The organism is Polyangiaceae bacterium (assembly GCA_020633205.1).
Taxonomy (GTDB): domain Bacteria; phylum Myxococcota_A; class Polyangia; order Polyangiales; family Polyangiaceae; genus JAHBVY01.
Window position 1 is genome coordinate 731,343 of sequence record JACKEB010000013.1, and the last position, 15,640, is coordinate 746,982.

The window sequence follows — 15,640 nt, forward strand, 5'->3', positions numbered from 1 at the left end:
CGGGTGGCTTACAAATCACTCACACCCGAAACGGAGACAAGCCCATGACCACACGTATCTTGATGGTTCTCACCAGTCACGCACAGCTCGCTGAAACCGGGAAGCCCACGGGTTTCTGGCTCGAGGAGTTGGCCGCGCCGTATATGGCATTCGCTGATGCCGGCGTCGAGATCACACTCGCGTCGCCCGCCGGGGGTAAGCCGCCCGTCGACCCCGGCAGCGCGACTTCGAAGGCAGAGAGCGTCGCACGCTTCCTCGGGGATCAGGTCGCGATGGGCAAGCTCGAGAAGACGCTAAAGCTCTCCGAGGTCGACCCGAGCTACGACGCGGTGTTCGTCGTAGGTGGTCACGGCGTGATGTGGGACCTGGCGCAGAACGCGTCGTTGGCAAAGCTCCTCGCGAGCACCGCGGACGCCGGCAACGTGGTCGCCGCCGTGTGTCACGGTCCCGCAGCATTGGTGCCGGTGACCTTGGGCAGCGGACGATCGATCGTCGACGGAAAGCGTGTCACCGGCTTCTCGAACGAGGAAGAGGACGCCGTCGGTCTCACGGACGTGGTCCCATTCGCCCTCGAGTCGAAGCTCGTCGAGCTAGGCGGCAAGTACGAGCGCAAGGGCAAGTGGGAGTCGTTCGCGGTGCGCGACGGCCTACTAGTCACGGGGCAAAACCCAGCTTCGTCCGAGGCGGTTGCGAAGGCGGTGCTCGGCGTCTTGAAGGAGCGTTGAGGACGGCTATCAGCGGCCTTGCTCAAGATCCCGACATCAACTCGCAGATCAGACAGCCGCGGTCCTTTTAGCGGCAGGCTTTTTGCTCGGTGACGGATATGAGCCAGGATCGAACGGATAAGGCCCATCCCACGCAAATTCCGCGTTTTCGTCGCTTGAGTGCGATGGACTCCGCGTTTCTTGCGATCGAGGACCCCAGCAACCTGACTCATGTCGGCGCGACCGCGGTGTTCCAGGGGGGCAGCCTGCTGAGTAGCGCCGGGCGCGTGGATCAGGGGCGCTACCTGGCGTTGATGGATCGGGCGCTCGACCAGCTTCCGTCGTGGCGCTTCAAGCCGGCTCGCGTGCCTGTGGTTGGCCATCGCGTGTTGGTGCCCGACGCCGAGTTCGGGCTGGAGCGCCACGTGCGCTTCGTTCATCTCCAGGGCGCTGGGCTCGAGGCGGTGAACGCGCTCGCCGCGGAGTTCTACTCGCGAATGCTGCAGCGGGACCGTCCGCTGTGGGAGCAACTCGTGATCGACGGGCTGCAGGATGGGCACTTCGCCATTGTCAGCAAGGTGCATCATGCCATGGTCGACGGAGTGGCCGGTGTCGGCGCACTCGCGATGATGCTGAGCGCTGAGCCCAGCACAAATAGCTGTGCGGAAATATCGACCATTCCGGCGAGAGCGCCCACCGGCGCTGAGTTGCTGCGCCAGGAAGTGGCGTTTCGGCTCGCGCAGCCAAAGCGCGCCTGGCGCCTGATTCGCGAAGCGTCGGGTTCGCCGCGTCAGCTCCTCGCCGGCGTGGGTTCGGCCGTCAGGAGCACTCTGGAAGCTGCCCGTGGCTCGCTCGCGCCCTCGCCCAAGTGCGTGCTCACGCAAGCGCCCGTCGGGCCGCATCGGGGCTACCAGGGTTTGGCGTTCGACCTCGAGCGCGTGCGTCGGGTGCGCCGCGCGGCCGGCTGCAAGCTCAATGACGTGGTCCTGGCGACGGTTGCTGGTGGCCTCGACAAATATTTCCGCGCGAAAGCGGGTCAAGGCTTCGAGCCGCCAGAACACCTGAGGGTGATGGTGCCCGTCAGCTTGCACGCTCCAGGCGCCGACGACACCATGGGCAATCAGGTATCGTTGATGATCATGCCGTTGCCCCTCGAAGCGACCGGGCCTCGCGAGCGCCTGGAGCGACTGGTTGAGACGACGCGGGCGACCAAGGCGAGCGGTTCGAGCGGCGCATTCGCGATCGGGCAGGCGCTCGCGGAGTGGACGTTTGCTCCGCTCATCCCGATCGCGGTGCAGGCGGCTATCTCGCTCACGCCTTATCACCTGATCGTGACCAACGTTCCCGGGCCGAACTTCCCGCTGTACCTGCTGGACTCGAAGCTGACCGATCTGTTTCCCATGGTGCCCCTCTACGGAAACCAGTCATTGGCGATCGCGCTGGTGAGCTACGACGGTGGGCTTTACTTTGGGTTGTGTAGCGACGCCGACCGCGTTCGAGATCTGTCGCGCATTGCCGACTACTTGGACGAGGCATTCGAAGAGCTGTGCGCGGAGTACCTCGGTGGGGAGGAGAGCGCCGGGTTGGCGCAGCGCGGCGCGTAGGGTTAGGCTGCGCCATGGCTGTCACTTTCGACCACGTTCACATCTACTCTGCGGAGCCTGAGTTAGCCTTGAAGTTCTGGCGCGGGGCCATGGGCGCGGAGCCGGTGGGTGATCTAGGACGGGTGAAGCTCTTGATACTTGGCGGGCAGTTCTTGGCTATTAGCGCGTTTCCCGAAGGTAATGAACCGGCGCGCGCGGGCGAGGTCGGGGACGGCGCGTTCAAGCAGGGGCTGGGAGTGGCCCACGTCGGGATCAACGTGGATGACATCGCCGCGTTGCTACCGAAGCTCGAGCACCACGGCGCCGTGATCCACACCGAAGGTCGTGAGGGCGGAGAGCTGCGGGGGGAGGGGGCGCTGCGCTTCCTGTATTTCACCGCGCCGGACGGCGTGATCGTGGAGCTGACCCAGTACGTCCTACCACGGCACCTGGTTCCCGCGGCGCGGGCTCTGAACGGCTTCAACCGCGCAGTTCACGTCGCACGGCGGAGCATTGGGCGGGCCCTGGTGCGCGCGGCGGGCTAGTTCGTAGGCCAATCGGACCTCCCCCCAAACCCGTGGGAACCTCGCTCCGTGGGTGCGCACTTTGTTCACGTCCGAGTCACGGCTGACGCTGGATGCTGGGGATTGGGTTAGGCTCGCCGCATGAGCGCCGAGACTGGCAAGAAGCAGCGTCTAGCGGAGAAATTTGCGTCCTTCAGCGAGCACTGGCGGCCCAAAGTGCTGGCGCGACTCAACGGGCAAGAGCTACGAGCCGTCAAGACCCAAGGTGTGTTCCCCTGGCATCGCCATGAAGACTCCGAGGAGATGTTCATGGTCTGGAAAGGAAAATTCCGGGTGGAATTTAGGGGCCATGTTGAAGAGCTGGGCCCGGGCGAGTTCATCGTGGTGCCCCGAGGCGTGGAGCATCGCACCGCTTCTGATGAGGAGGCCGAGGTGCTGATCTTCGAGCGCGCGGAAGTGATCAACACTGGAGACGCTGAAGAGAGCGAGTTCACGGCGCCCCAGGGGATGGAGGTGTGAGCGGGATGAATGCCGCGCGGGTCACAGTCCGTTTCGAGAAGCCGAGCTTCTTCTTGCCCGGCTCGGGGCTCACGGTGTCGCTCAATTCCCAGTTGGTGTTCCAAGGGGACTTCACCGACGGCTTCGAGGTGACCCTGGAAGTTGCGCCGGGGACTCACGCCATCAACACGCGGATCGACTTGGGGATCACCCGCACCCGGAGCGCCCAAGTACCCGTGGAAGCGGGTCGGCACACGCTGATCAACCTCGAATACAGTCGATTCTGGGGGAACTTCACCAAGAAGCCGAAAGTCTTCGTGGAGTAGCTCCTCCAGACTGCCAACCGAATTGGCAGGGCGTCTCCGGGTGGAAGCGAGCTTGCGGTGACTGGCTTCGCTGATGCGGTGCGCGACGGATGGGAGATAGAGTTCCCCGATGCGAACACTTCGGCTCTTGGTGACTTGCGGGTTGCTGGTGATCGGGTGCGGGGGATTGACCGGTGGAGATGGGGGAGCGCCTGGATCCAGTACGGCGCCTGAAGGCACGTATTTCTCCTACCAGCGGGTCGCCCATTCGCTCCAGCCAGCTGACGGGGTGCTCCTGCTGTGCGTTCCGCCACAGGTGGTGGGTGCCGACTGCGCAGTCGTCGAAGCGAAGTCCAGCGTTGGCGCGTGTGACTGCGCCGCGCCCCAACGACCAGCGAGTGATGCAGCGCGCGCGGCAGCCACCGGAGAGCTGTGCGATGCGCCGGGGCGCAGCGCTTGCGCCGACTTGTGCCTGTGTGAGCGAAAGCTCGCCGGAGACGCATTCGCCTTGAGCGAGCGGTGTCCAGCGGTGTTGCCGTATGCCTTCGCTATAGCTGAGGGCACGCAAAGTATGTGGCTGAGCTGCAGTGCCCAACAGGATGTGAGCTACTCCGCCAGCGCCGTCCCACGCGCCGTGGGCGAAGCGTGCACGCCCAGCGTCGAGAGCGACCCCCAGGTGTCCTTCATCGATGAGCTATCGGTTCTGGATGTTGGCAGTCCGCAGTGTGAGTCTGGTCTGTGCCTGGCGTACGAGTTTCAAGGCCGAACCGATTGTCCTTACGGAACGCTGGAGGGGGATTGCTCGGGCCAAGGTGGGCCCAGTGCGACTGGTGCGGTCACAGCGCAACGCATCGGGCGCCGTGCGCAGGAAGGGGTGACCTGCAGCTGCCGATGCGATGGACCGAACCCTTGTGCTTGCCCGAGCGGAATGGTGTGTGAGTCGCTGTTTGGTGGACTTGGTGAGGCCTCTGCTGCGCGTGGGAGCTACTGCGTGTTCCCGCCAGGTGGGCTATCTGCGAACTGCAATCAGGCTCTAGCAGACTGCGAGGATTGATGTGGGCGGAGCTCTGCTAAGTTCTCGAGGGTGACCGCAGGCGAGCTCAAAGGCATCAAGCTCATCGGCGCAGGGCTTGCCATTCCGCTCTGTGTTGGCGTGCCTTGGGCGCTGTTTGGTGACGCCGTGCCGGACGCGCTCAAGGGTTTCTTTGGTCCGCGTGCGCTGGGGCAGCTCACGGCTGCGGCGGCGATCCTCTGCGCGGTGCTCTTGGGGCGCGGGGTATTCACCTTGATCCGCGAGGCAAGAGCCTCCGAGGATCCACGGGCTGCGAAGCGCAAGCTCTTGATACTTCTGCTTGCGTCTTCGCTGGTCAGCGGTGGGCTCTCCGCCAGCGTGTTCGCGTACTATGGCAGCCAGCATCAGCAGGCGTCTCTCACCTGCAGCGCCGCAGAAGGACTGGCGATTCCGCTGCAACGTCAAGCTCTGCGTGACGCGGAGTCGGCCCTCAGCAAGGTGCGCTTCTTCAACGAGAGCGTCTACAGTTGCGAGAAGCTCGCCTCGGGCTTGAAGCGGATCGAGCAAGGGGAGTGTCCGGAGCTTGTTCCTCCAGATGCGCGCTGTCGCTGTGGTTCGCAGCGCTTCCCAGAAGATTGGTCGGAGGCGCGACCCGCCAAGTGTATGCGCTATGCGGATGATGGCAGCCGCCGAGCGGAACGCGCGCTTCGAGCCAAATAGCGCAGGTTTTGCGGCGCGCTTGGAACCTTCGCCTGGCGGACTTATGACTACCGAGCTGGGCTAGAGCACTTCGGAGAACACGATGAAGATCGATATTGGAATCAAGGCGGCTAAGCGGGAACAGATTGCGGGTGGATTGTCTCGAGTCCTCGCGGATACGTACACGCTGTACCTCAAGACCCACAACTTCCACTGGAACGTGACGGGGCCGATGTTTCAGACGCTCCACCTGATGTTCGAGACTCACTACAACGAGCTCGCCCTAGCAGTGGACCTGATTGCTGAGCGCATCCGCGCGCTGGGCCTGCCCGCCCCAGGCACTTACAAGGAGTTCGCGAAGCTCTCCGCCATCAAGGAGGACGAGGGCGTGCCCAAGGCGGAGGACATGATCAAGCGCCTGGTCGAGGGGCACGAGACGGTCGCACGTACCGCACGAGAAGTGTTCAAGGCGGCCGACGAGGCGAACGATCAGCCCACTTGCGATCTTCTGACGCAGCGGATGCAGGTGCACGAGAAGACCGCCTGGATGTTGCGCAGCCTGCTCGAGTAGTTTTTGAGAATCGTTTTCAGTTTGTCTGGCTCCTACGAGTGACCCCGACACGAAGCGCCGCGCTGCTGGGCCGTAGCCAGTGTTGGGAGTCGGAAAGGACACAGGCAACATGGAAAAGGCGTTCAACATGCCGCTGCTCGGAGACGATTTTCCGCAGCTGGACGTGCAAACCACCCACGGTCCGATGTCGATCCCTGGGGATCTGAAGGGCAGCTGGTTCGTGCTCTTCAGTCACCCAGGGGACTTCACCCCCGTGTGCACCACGGAGTTCGTCGCGTTTCAGAAACGCATCGAGCAGTTCAACGACCTCAACGCGAAGCTGATTGGAATGAGTGTCGACCAGGTGTACTCCCACATCAATTGGGTCAACTGGATCGAAGAGAAGCTGGGAGTCGAGATCACGTTCCCCATCGTCGCCGCCAACGACGACATCGCGCACCGACTTGGGATGCTTCATCCCGGCAAAGGCTCGAACACAGTGCGCGCCGTCTTCATTGGAGATCCCCAGGGAAAGGTCCGGCTGGTGCTGTACTACCCGCAGGAGATCGGGCGCAATATGGACGAAGTCGTGCGCGCACTTCGCGCGCTGCAGGTAGCTGATGCCCAAGGCGCGGTGCCCGCAGACTGGCCGAACAACGAGCTGATCGGCGACCGCGTGATTGTGCCACCTGCGAAGGACGTGGTCACCGCCAAGCAGCGCCTCAAGGACTACGAGGGCTACGACTGGTGGTTCGTGCACAAGGCTCTCGAGAAGTGAGCGAGGCGTGGGTGCTCGGCTGCGATTCGTCGTGGCCGAGCGCTCCGCGGCTCAGCGCGACCTCGAACGGTGCTCCGAAGGAGAATGGCCGGTGCGCTTCTTGAAGCGGCGGCTGAAATGCGAGGTATCTGCGAATCCGCAGACATAGCCAATCTGCGTCACGCTGAGTTCGCTGTTCTCCAGCAAGCGCTTGGCCTCGTCGACGCGGACAGCATCGACCAGCTCCGAGAACTTGCTGCCCTCCGTGGAGAGCGCGCGCTGGAGCGAGCGCGGCGCGACGCTGAGTCGCTGTGCAACCTCGGGGAGCGTCCAGGTACGTCCCAGATCCTCACGGATCAGTCGAGCGAGCTCGGCCGCGGCGCTGCTGGTTTCGTTGAGTTCTACGCGCGTCTCCTTGGCCAGAAGGAGTTCGTCCAGCCCCTCCATCGGGCGCCGCGTGGGTTCGAAGCGTTCCCACTCGAAGTGCCACACGGCGTAGGGCGCCGCACACATCGCCAGCCCGGCGCCTGGCTCCGCATACTCTCCCCCCAAAAAAGCCCAGGCGTCAGGTGTGCTGCTCTGAGGAAAGCGCAGGCCAAGGCCGCGACAACCGACCTGTTCGAGTAGCGCGATATGTTGCCCCGCGGCAGCGAGGTCTTCCGTTTCGCGAGGTGGTTCGGGACCGAGGGAGGCGTGCTCGAGCTGGATGCTGCGTTCCCCCTGCTCCAGCACGCGAACGATGTGTCGCGAGTGAATGAAGCGACCGAGGCGCGCCTCTTTCTCGATGACGAGGTCGACACGATCGCTGTTGAGCAGCACGAACAGGATCGGGTCCGAGAGCTCGTGAATCAGTCGGCCCGCTTCGAGTAGGCACTTGGCGCCCCCACGTTCCCGAGCCAGCTCCAGAACTTCGCGATAAGGTTCGAGGGGGACACCGGTCTCGTCCCCCGAGAGCGGGCTGAGATCGAGACTTGGAGGCAGCGCGTTTGGATTGAAGCGCTGGATACCGCCAATCACCACGTCGACGATGATCTGGTTGATCCGTCCCGCCACGCGGCGAGCTTAGCGGATCAGTGCGTCTGCTAGCGGCCTTGAATCACTCGCCGCGCGAGGCTCGGTGCGACTCGGTTCATGGCTAGGAGTAGCTTCGCCTTACCGATCACGATGCGATCGCGCTGGGCACGCAGGCCTCGGACGATTGCTGAGGCCGCTTGCTCTGCGGAGATCGCACCGTCTTGTCTGCCTAGCGTCATTTCTGTAGCAACAACGGGTGGGATCACCTCCACCACGCGGACTCCCTGGGTGGCGAGGCGCGGGCGAATGGCCTGACTCCACGCGCTGAGCGCGGCCTTCGAAGCGCTGTAGACCGGAGCACGCGGGCTAGGAACGACGCCCAACGCCGAGGTGACGTTGACTAGGCAGCCGTCTCCGGAAGCTACCAACAGGGGCAGAAGCCTGTCCGTGAGCGCGATCGGCGCGCTCAAGTTGAGCGCGAGCTCTTGCGTCGCGCGCTCCAGGTCGAGTCCGTTGCACACATCGTGATCGTGTTGAACCCCCGCGTTGTGGATCAAGACGTCGAGGCCAGCGAGCTCGCCACGCACCACACTAGCGAGACGTTCGCGGTCCCGCTCAAGGGTGATGTCGCAAGCCACACCTCGTACGCCTAGCTCCCGCTGAGTTGCCTCGACCGCGTCGCGACTGCGGCCGCAGACCAAGACTTCCGCCCCTTCGTGCACCAGCACCTCCGCGAGCGCGCGCCCAATCCCACGAGTGCCGCCTGTGATCAGGACCTTGCGCAGAGACAAGGTCGATTCACGCCCATGCCGCTCAGAACGCCCATGCCGCTCAGAAAGCATAGCCCACCCCCAGCGCGAACAGGTGATAGGCGTTCGTGATGTTGCTCTGGAAGTTCTCTTCCGCCCGCGCCTTCATCGCAGCGCGTGCTTCGTCCGTCATGGGACCGTCGGTGATCTCCACCTTGGGCTTTGGGATGCCGAACAACCAGCCCGTCCACTCGACGTTCAGCGTCAGACCTCCCGGAAACGTATAGTCGTAGCCCAAGCCAATGGCCGGACGAAAGCCGGATTCGCGAGTCTGTACAACGCGCGTGCCGTCTTCGAACAGCGTCTCTTCGCGGTCCTCGTCGTTGAACACCATGCCAAAGGACAGAAACGGAGAGTAGCGATGGGGGCGCAGACGGGTGTGCAGCATGAAGCGCTGCCCCACGCTCTCTTCGGATTTGAGCAGGCCATCCTTGCCCAGTCCGCTTGCATTGAACGAGCTTTCATCGCGGCGGATGGTGTCTGGCACCTGGTACACGACACCCACGTAGACGAGCTCGTTCACGTAGTAGCCGAGGGACACGCCCGGCTTGAAGGAGCCGCCCCACGGTAGCTCCCCCAAGTTCACTCCGGCGTAGACCGCGCCGTTGAGGGCGTCGTCGGTGGGTGCGGCGTAGGCCGCGTTGCTGGAAAACAGGCCCATTAGCAGGGCAATCAGTCGTTTCTTCATGCCCTCAAGCTAGTGGGCAGCGCTCCTTCGCACTTGTACCGGCGCGCCGCGACCGATGGACGATCGCGCCAATATTCCTGCGGCTACTTCCCGAACTGGGTGAGCAGCTGCTCGATGCTGGTCTGCGCGAGGGATTGGCGCATGGCGCCCTCGGCTGAAGTCAGCGCGCTCTGGATCGCCGCCTGAGCCTTCGTCGGGCGCTCCCCCTTGGCGCGCACTCGCTGGTGGGTTTGAAAGAGCGGACGCTTGAGCTCCATCGCGTGAAGCACATCCGCCAGGGAGATCTTGCTGGCGGGTAGGGCCAGGCGAACACCGCCCTTGGCGCCCTCTTGGGTTTCGATGTACCCGGCTCGCACCAGGCTCTGCAGGATCTTGGCAACCGTTGGAGTCGGGATCCCCAGGGATTCAGCCACGGCACGCGTCGGAACGTGCTCGTACAAACCCTGGCGGATCTTGTCCGCCACGAATACCAGGATCAAAACGGCTTGGGAGTAGCTGGTCGGGTAGCTCATGACTCTCCGAACTCGATATACCTTATGCTTAGTTTGCCATGTGTCAAGAGGCTCCATTGCCTCTTGGCGGATTGCCTGGCATCTATAGAAGATGCACTCGCGAACTTACTCCACGAAGTCTGGCGAGGTCCTGCTCAGGGCCATGCGCACCGACGACATCGACACCTTGATCGCGCTGAACAAGCTTTGCTTCCCAAGCATGGCGGAGCAGAACGTGGTGTGGAATCGCGGGCAGCTCTCGAATCACCTGCGGGTGTTCCCCGAAGGTCAGCTCGTGGTGGAGAAGGACGGTGTCGTCGTTGGCGCCGCCGCCAGCCTGATCGTCCACATGGGCACAGATCCCTACCGCCAGCACACGTACTCCGGCGTGACAGACGGCGGTTTCTTCCACAACCACGATCCCCAGGGAGACACGCTCTACGGCGCTGACGTGTACGTGCATCCGGACCTCCAGGGCACCGGCGTTGGCCGGGTGCTCTACGACGCGCGACGGGAACTGTGCAAGCGGCTCAACTTGCGTCGCATCCTCGCCGGCGGCCGCATGTATGGCTACCACGAAGTGGCGAGTGCACTCACCCCAGAGGAGTACGTTGCTTCCGTCGAAGAGGGTAAGCGCCGCGATCTGGTGTTGAGCTTTCAGCTGCGCGAAGGCTTCGTCGTTCGGGGGATCCTCAAGAACTACATCCGGGATCCCCTCAGCAACAACTCCGCGACGCTGATCGAGTGGCAGAACCCGGACTTCAAGCCCAGCGAGGATGGCGACGTACGCAAGGTGCGTGTCGCCTGCGTGCAGTACCAGGTGCGCCGCGTGAATAGCTTCGAAGAGTTCGCCGACCAGACGGAGTACTTCGTCGAGACTGCGTCAGAATACCGTGCGGATTTTGTCGTGTTCCCCGAGCTGTTCAGCGTGCAGCTGTTGAGTCAAGACAGCATGAAGAAGCTGCCGAGTCTCGACGGCATCAAGCGCTTGACGGAGCTCGAGACGCCGTTCTTCGATTTGATGACGCGCATGGCGAAGGACTACGGCGTGCACATCGTCGCGGGCACCCATCCCATCGCGCGGGACGGCGTGATCTACAATGTCTCTCCGCTGTTTTTCCCTGACGGCCGCCACGTGATTCAGCCGAAACTCCACATCACTCCTTCCGAGCGGAAATACTGGGGGATCACCGGTGGCAACGAGTTGCCCGTGATTCAGACGCCCAAGGCCAAGGTCGGCATCTTGATCTGCTACGACTCCGAGTTCCCGGAAGCTGCTCGTCACCTAGCGGACGAAGGCGCCGAGATCATCTTCGTGCCCTACTGCACGGACACGCGTGAAGGTCACCTTCGGGTGCGTTATTGCTGTCAGGCTCGCGCTATCGAGAACCAAGTCTACGTGGCTGCGGCGGGCGTGATTGGGAACCTGCCGAGCGTTGCGGCGATGGATATTCACTACGGCCGCGCCGCGGTGTTCACCCCGAGTGACTTCGAGTTCGCGCGCGACGGCGTGCAGGCTCAAGCAGACAGCAACGTCGAGATGCTGCTGGTCACCGATCTCGACATCAACGATCTATACCGCTCACGCATGAGCGGCAGCGTGACGCCGCGCCTTGACCGGCGCCGCGACTTGTTCGAGTTTCGTTCACGGGTGAAAAACAGCGAGTTTGGCCCGGAGGAATCGGAACCGATCGACCCGGGTGGTGACGACTGATCGCGGACCGCGCGGAAGTAGAGTCTCACTCAGCCAACTCATCGAGCGCAGCCTGCCTTGGATTCGTGCACTAGCTTGCTATCCTAATCGGATGGCGGGTTCGGGGGTGAGGCGCGCAGGTTTTCGCTTCACAGCGCTCGTGGCCGCGCTAGGCGCGCTGGTAGCTTGCGGCGGCAACAACCGCGCGCAGGTGTCCAATGCAGAGGAGGCGGCTCCGGAGCAGTGCGTTGGAGCCGACGCTTGCCTTGCCGCCGCGGACGACCTGTTCCGCCAGTACCTGCGGTGCCTGCCACCAGAGCCGGGGGTGATTCGCTGTTACTTTGGAGGGGCTCCGCCACCTTGCGAAGGCCATCCCAAGCAGTGGTTGCAGCGGTTTCTCAGGGTGCACGCCCGGGCCCACCGCTACGTCGCGCAGGAGCGCGCGGCTTTACCCGCGGCGGAGCGTGAAGCCCACGAACGCGGCGAGCGCTTCTGGCTCGAGCGGATTCGGGAGGTCACCGAGAAGGAGAGAGCCGAAGAAGCCGCGCGGAAAGCGAACGCAGAGCAAGCGCGGCGTCAGCGGGAGATCGACAAGCGAGACTCCGAGCGCGAAGGCAAGGCTTTCGAGCAGGAGCTCGAGCAGCGGGTCGACGACGACTAGTCGCGGTAGGCGAACAGTAGGTGCCAAGCGTCGTCCTCGAAGAAGAGCACCACGCGGCCGTTCTCCACATCCCATGCCGCCTTCCGAGTTGTCTCCCCGCGGAAGTCTGGCACCTCACGTTCGCGTTCGTCCTCGCCTTCGGTGATGGTCGGGTCCCCGTAAGCGTCGGGGATCACCGCGACCGCGCTCTGCCAGTTGGGGTAGGTGAAGAGCATGCCGTTCACGGTGCCAGACAGTGCGTACAGAATCACCTCGGGAGTCGAGGCACCCATGCGTGCCGGGGCGCTGCTACACAGCGTCGTCTCGCCTTCTTGGCCTTCGTAGGTCAACGGCTTCGCAGGCACGAGGCAGCCGGAAGCGCTGTCGAAAATCGGGCGCCCGAAATCGAATCCGGCGAGGTTCGCCGGTAGGCGAGGTTGGTTTGGCAGTGGCGAGACGACCTGCGGTTGTCCCACCGGGATCGGGGCGGTGGCTTCGATCACTCGGACGTCGTTCGCGGTGCCGAACACACTGGGAGACGACGCCCGCGCCTCAGGAATCGGGGCTGTGGCCGGCGAGTCTACCGATGAACCACACCCCGTCAGCACGGCGACGGCGAAGCAGGCGCGCACCCAGGACATCGTGCTCCGAGCATAGCAAAGCCCCGCCCGCATGCGAGCTCGCTTCGCGGGGTGGGGCGGATGCATGTGTTGCCGTGCGGTTTCGCTCCAGGTGTCTTTTGTTCAGGACGTCGCGCCAATCTGCAACGGCTCACGTGGACATTCGCAGCCGAGGTGGGACGTGTGCTGACGTGGTGCGACAGTGACCCCACGCGCGGGCCTAGCGCTTTTTTCGAGCTTCCAGTGCGAGCAGCTGGGACCAGAAGCGCTCCGGGTTGCCCAGGACGCTGCGCGTGATCTGCACATGGGAGGTCTCTTGAGCGCTGATCCAGCTCAAGGGTACTGAGTCGAAGGACAGCAGGCGCGCGCCGGGAAACGTGAGAAAGATCGGCGAGTGGGTGGCGATGATGAACTGCGCGGCGTCTTTCCGCAGAAGCCGCGCCATATGTCCCAGCAGCGCGAGCTGACGTTGCGGCGACAGCGCGGCCTCGGGTTCGTCCATCAGCACGAGCCCGGGACTGAGCCAGGTCTCGAACATGGCGAGGAATGCCTCGCCGTGAGAGCGCGTGTGCAGCGAGCGCCCGCCGTAGCGAGGGTAAGGGTCAGCGGGGACCCCGTGAAGGGTGAAGTCGGGGTCGACTCTGCGTTGATCGAGCAAGCTCGCGAAGTGGGCTTGGAACTCCGCGCGGAAAAAGTATCCGTCTTTGGGGCGCTCCCTGAACGCGGCTCGCAGGTACGGTGCCAAGTCGCTGTGTGTGCCTGGGGCGTGGCTCGATGCGAGCTCGTTTCGCCCTCCGCCGTGAACCGGCAAGTTGCTCAGCGCGGCTATCGCCTCGAGCACCGTGGACTTGCCCGAGCCGTTTTCTCCAACGAGGAACGTGACCGGCGACTCGAAGTCGATGCGTAGATCCCGCAAGAACGGCAGGTTGCCGGGGAAACGCGTCGCGTCGAGGGGTGCGTCGTCGCGCAGCGCGAGCCGAGTCAGAAACGGTGCCTGCGCCACGGGTCGTGCTTAGCACCGGTAGGGCTCGAGATCTCAGGTCACTAGACGTCGCAGGTGGAGCATTCACACGCTCGCACTTCGCGCTCGCTGTCATAGCCGCAGATGCAGCCTTTGCAGTCTGCGTTGCCGCTACACTCGTCTTCGTCTTTGAGGCAAGAGAAGCCTTCTTTTCCGCAGTGGCGTCTGCCGTACTTCGCGCACGACGAATGGGGACAATCCGCGTCGGTTCTACAGCTAGCCTTGACGCAGCGTCCAACGGGCTCGCTGCACAGGCAAAGCTCGTCCGCGCCGCATTCGGCGTCCCTCACGCAGCCCGAGATGCACACGGCCTCCGTTGGGGCGCGTCTCCTCGCAACGGCCATGCAGGGTGCTTCCGCAGTCGTCGTCCGACTTGCAGACGTCTTTCAATTGGGCCCAGTGCGGCCAATCAGCCTTGGGCAGGGTGTCCAGGTACTCCTTGCTGCTGTCGACGAGCTTCTGGTTGAGTCGATCGTGAGCCGAGTCGAAGGGACGAGCTCGCGGCAGCAGGCTGGGGCACTCGACGGCTTCCTCGCGCACCAAGGCACCCGACTTACACTCAGCAAAGCCGGTAGGCTCGCCGCCGATCAACACGGGTTCCTCGCCGCTGCAGTGGAAGCGCGGGCGTTGCATCAGCCCCCAAGTGTGGGTAGCCGCCCCGGCGCCTACGGCGATCAGAGCAGCGGCGAGCAACAACGCGCGCCCAAGCCACGAAAGCGTGTTATTTCCCCGGGGTTGCGCCGGTCCATTCGCTTGCGCCGCCACGAGCCAACTCTAGCACTGCCTTCTTCCAGGGGTCAGCGGTTGCTTGTCGCGTTCCGGCTACCGCGCGGTCCTTGTGAGTTCTTCTTGCGTCATCAATGCTTCGCTGGTTGGTGCGGTGGACGAACGCCGCGCCTCACCCCCAACCCTGGCCTCCTCGATTGCAGAGAGGCGAGTGTGACGTCAGACGTGGGGTGGCGCAAACGCGAGCCCGGACAATTAGTTCGCCAACAGGTCGAGGCACCACAAGCCGTTCGGGTTGTGGAAGAGGTCGTCTTGGGGGTGACGCTCGTCCGGGGTGTGGCGTAGGCGGAACTTGGGTGCGTCCTGGGCGATGCTGAAGGTGTGTCCGTCCTCGAGCTTGGGTGCTTCCTCGAGGAGATACATGTTGAAGACGTTGAGGGTGTACGCGGCCTCGGTGTCTCGAACTGAACGAGACACGGCGGTGTCCGGCATACCGAAGTGGTGCATCCCGCAGGAGTAGTAGTAGCTCTGCCCGCCGATCAACGTGACGCAGGCGGAGTATTGGTCGAGGCGAGTGCCAGCGATGAGCTCGAACCACTGAGGCCAGCTGTGAGCGATCCCGCTCGACTCCACCTTGACGGCGATGCCTCCGATGTCGCGTAGGAGCGCTGTGAAGCGGTGAATGCGGTCGCGCTCCATTGGAAAATCCAAGGGGAAAATCAGATAGGCGACGCTTTTGTGCCTGGCGACGTCGCTGAGCAGCGATGGTTCCAGGTGACCCTGGCCGGCGATGCCAAACGCCTCCTCGAGGTGAGGATCTGGGTCCTGGAAGTCGACCTCTACCCGCTCCTGGGTGTTGGTGTCAGAAAGCACCTGACCCGCGAACAAGAAACGCGCCGGTGGTTCGTGACGGGCTACTGCCGCCAGGAACTCACCGCGGTCTGCCCAAGGCCCCGGGATGCACAACACCAAAGGGTTGCCCATGTTCGAGAGCATCTCATGTTTTCTCGCATCTCGGCGCTGTCGGTCACAAACAGGAGCTTTCCTGCGATGAGTCGGGGCAATGCAGGAACTGGCGAAGAAGCTCTTGAAGCTGGAAAGGTGGGGGCGCGCCTGGAGGGCAGCGTTCGGGATGTGGGTGCTGAGCTTGAGTACGGGGTGCGGCGCAGCCCAGCCGCTGGTCGACGGGAGCAACCGGGCTCAGGTCTCAGGCGCAGCCAGCGCTGGGCCAGCGGAAAAACCGCGCGGTAATGAGGCTGGGGCTCCCGACGCTGGGGTTTCAGAGGCTGGGGTTCGCGGCGTCTGC

At 63.6% G+C, this 15,640-nt stretch carries 19 protein-coding genes; 11 read left to right on the forward strand and 8 right to left on the reverse strand.

From position 1 onward, the window contains the following. Nucleotides 1–44: 44 nt before the first annotated feature. The 9 genes from H6718_19455 (at nucleotide 45) to H6718_19495 (ending at nucleotide 6,653) form a co-directional block, all read left to right on the forward strand. Nucleotides 45–725 (forward strand): type 1 glutamine amidotransferase domain-containing protein, encoded by a 681-nt coding sequence (locus tag H6718_19455; protein ID MCB9587588.1) that lies wholly within the window; start codon nucleotides 45–47, stop codon nucleotides 723–725. 98 nt (nucleotides 726–823) lie between these two features. After that, entirely contained in the window at nucleotides 824–2,308 is a 1,485-nt protein-coding gene (locus H6718_19460; GenBank protein MCB9587589.1) for a wax ester/triacylglycerol synthase family O-acyltransferase, read from the forward strand. A gap of 14 nt (nucleotides 2,309–2,322) precedes the next feature. After that, a complete protein-coding gene (locus H6718_19465; protein ID MCB9587590.1) occupies nucleotides 2,323–2,832 on the forward strand; it encodes a VOC family protein in 510 nt (169 codons plus the stop codon). Between the two features lie 120 nt (nucleotides 2,833–2,952). Continuing rightward, nucleotides 2,953–3,330 (forward strand): cupin domain-containing protein, encoded by a 378-nt coding sequence (locus H6718_19470; protein ID MCB9587591.1) that lies wholly within the window; start codon nucleotides 2,953–2,955, stop codon nucleotides 3,328–3,330. Further along, nucleotides 3,327–3,635, forward strand: a complete 309-nt coding sequence (locus tag H6718_19475) for a hypothetical protein (protein ID MCB9587592.1) — start codon at nucleotides 3,327–3,329, stop codon at nucleotides 3,633–3,635. The genes H6718_19470 and H6718_19475 overlap by 4 nt, the downstream gene beginning before the upstream one ends. 109 nt (nucleotides 3,636–3,744) lie before the next feature. Further along, complete coding sequence (locus H6718_19480) at nucleotides 3,745–4,668, forward strand: hypothetical protein (GenBank protein MCB9587593.1); 924 nt, start codon at nucleotides 3,745–3,747, stop codon at nucleotides 4,666–4,668. Nucleotides 4,669–4,698: 30 nt separating this feature from the next. After that, nucleotides 4,699–5,346, forward strand: coding sequence for a hypothetical protein (locus H6718_19485; protein ID MCB9587594.1), 648 nt, complete (start codon nucleotides 4,699–4,701; stop codon nucleotides 5,344–5,346). An 82-nt stretch (nucleotides 5,347–5,428) separates the two neighbouring features. Further along, the gene (locus tag H6718_19490; GenBank protein ID MCB9587595.1) at nucleotides 5,429–5,896 is read left to right on the forward strand and encodes a DNA starvation/stationary phase protection protein; all 468 of its coding nucleotides are present in this window, start codon (nucleotides 5,429–5,431) and stop codon (nucleotides 5,894–5,896) included. A gap of 109 nt (nucleotides 5,897–6,005) precedes the next feature. After that, the gene (locus H6718_19495) at nucleotides 6,006–6,653 is read left to right on the forward strand and encodes a peroxiredoxin (protein ID MCB9587596.1); all 648 of its coding nucleotides are present in this window, start codon (nucleotides 6,006–6,008) and stop codon (nucleotides 6,651–6,653) included. A 51-nt stretch (nucleotides 6,654–6,704) separates the two neighbouring features. On the opposite strand, the gene H6718_19500 is transcribed toward H6718_19495, so the two are convergent. The 4 genes from H6718_19500 to H6718_19515 all read right to left on the reverse strand — a co-directional run bounded on the left by H6718_19500 (nucleotide 6,705) and on the right by H6718_19515 (nucleotide 9,655). Next, entirely contained in the window at nucleotides 6,705–7,685 is a 981-nt protein-coding gene (locus H6718_19500) for a helix-turn-helix transcriptional regulator (GenBank protein MCB9587597.1), read from the reverse strand. A 29-nt stretch (nucleotides 7,686–7,714) separates the two neighbouring features. Next, entirely contained in the window at nucleotides 7,715–8,437 is a 723-nt protein-coding gene (locus H6718_19505) for an SDR family NAD(P)-dependent oxidoreductase (GenBank protein ID MCB9587598.1), read from the reverse strand. Nucleotides 8,438–8,477: 40 nt separating this feature from the next. Continuing rightward, nucleotides 8,478–9,143 (reverse strand): outer membrane beta-barrel protein, encoded by a 666-nt coding sequence (locus H6718_19510; protein ID MCB9587599.1) that lies wholly within the window; start codon nucleotides 9,141–9,143, stop codon nucleotides 8,478–8,480. A gap of 83 nt (nucleotides 9,144–9,226) precedes the next feature. Then, entirely contained in the window at nucleotides 9,227–9,655 is a 429-nt protein-coding gene (locus tag H6718_19515; GenBank protein ID MCB9587600.1) for an Rrf2 family transcriptional regulator, read from the reverse strand. Between the two features lie 91 nt (nucleotides 9,656–9,746). Between H6718_19515 and H6718_19520 the strand changes: the two genes are divergently transcribed. Continuing rightward, a complete protein-coding gene (locus H6718_19520) occupies nucleotides 9,747–11,348 on the forward strand; it encodes a GNAT family N-acetyltransferase (GenBank protein ID MCB9587601.1) in 1,602 nt (533 codons plus the stop codon). Between the two features lie 91 nt (nucleotides 11,349–11,439). Continuing rightward, entirely contained in the window at nucleotides 11,440–11,988 is a 549-nt protein-coding gene (locus H6718_19525) for a hypothetical protein (GenBank protein MCB9587602.1), read from the forward strand. Here H6718_19525 and H6718_19530 read toward each other — a convergent pair. The 4 genes from H6718_19530 to H6718_19545 all read right to left on the reverse strand — a co-directional run bounded on the left by H6718_19530 (nucleotide 11,985) and on the right by H6718_19545 (nucleotide 15,330). Beyond that, a complete protein-coding gene (locus H6718_19530) occupies nucleotides 11,985–12,608 on the reverse strand; it encodes a hypothetical protein (protein MCB9587603.1) in 624 nt (207 codons plus the stop codon). The genes H6718_19525 and H6718_19530 overlap by 4 nt on opposite strands. Before the next feature lie 199 nt (nucleotides 12,609–12,807). Further along, nucleotides 12,808–13,590 (reverse strand): AAA family ATPase, encoded by a 783-nt coding sequence (locus H6718_19535; protein MCB9587604.1) that lies wholly within the window; start codon nucleotides 13,588–13,590, stop codon nucleotides 12,808–12,810. Nucleotides 13,591–13,824: 234 nt separating this feature from the next. Beyond that, nucleotides 13,825–14,373 (reverse strand): hypothetical protein, encoded by a 549-nt coding sequence (locus H6718_19540; protein ID MCB9587605.1) that lies wholly within the window; start codon nucleotides 14,371–14,373, stop codon nucleotides 13,825–13,827. 216 nt (nucleotides 14,374–14,589) lie between these two features. Beyond that, entirely contained in the window at nucleotides 14,590–15,330 is a 741-nt protein-coding gene (locus H6718_19545) for a DUF4261 domain-containing protein (protein MCB9587606.1), read from the reverse strand. Between the last annotated feature and the right edge of the window lie 310 nt (nucleotides 15,331–15,640).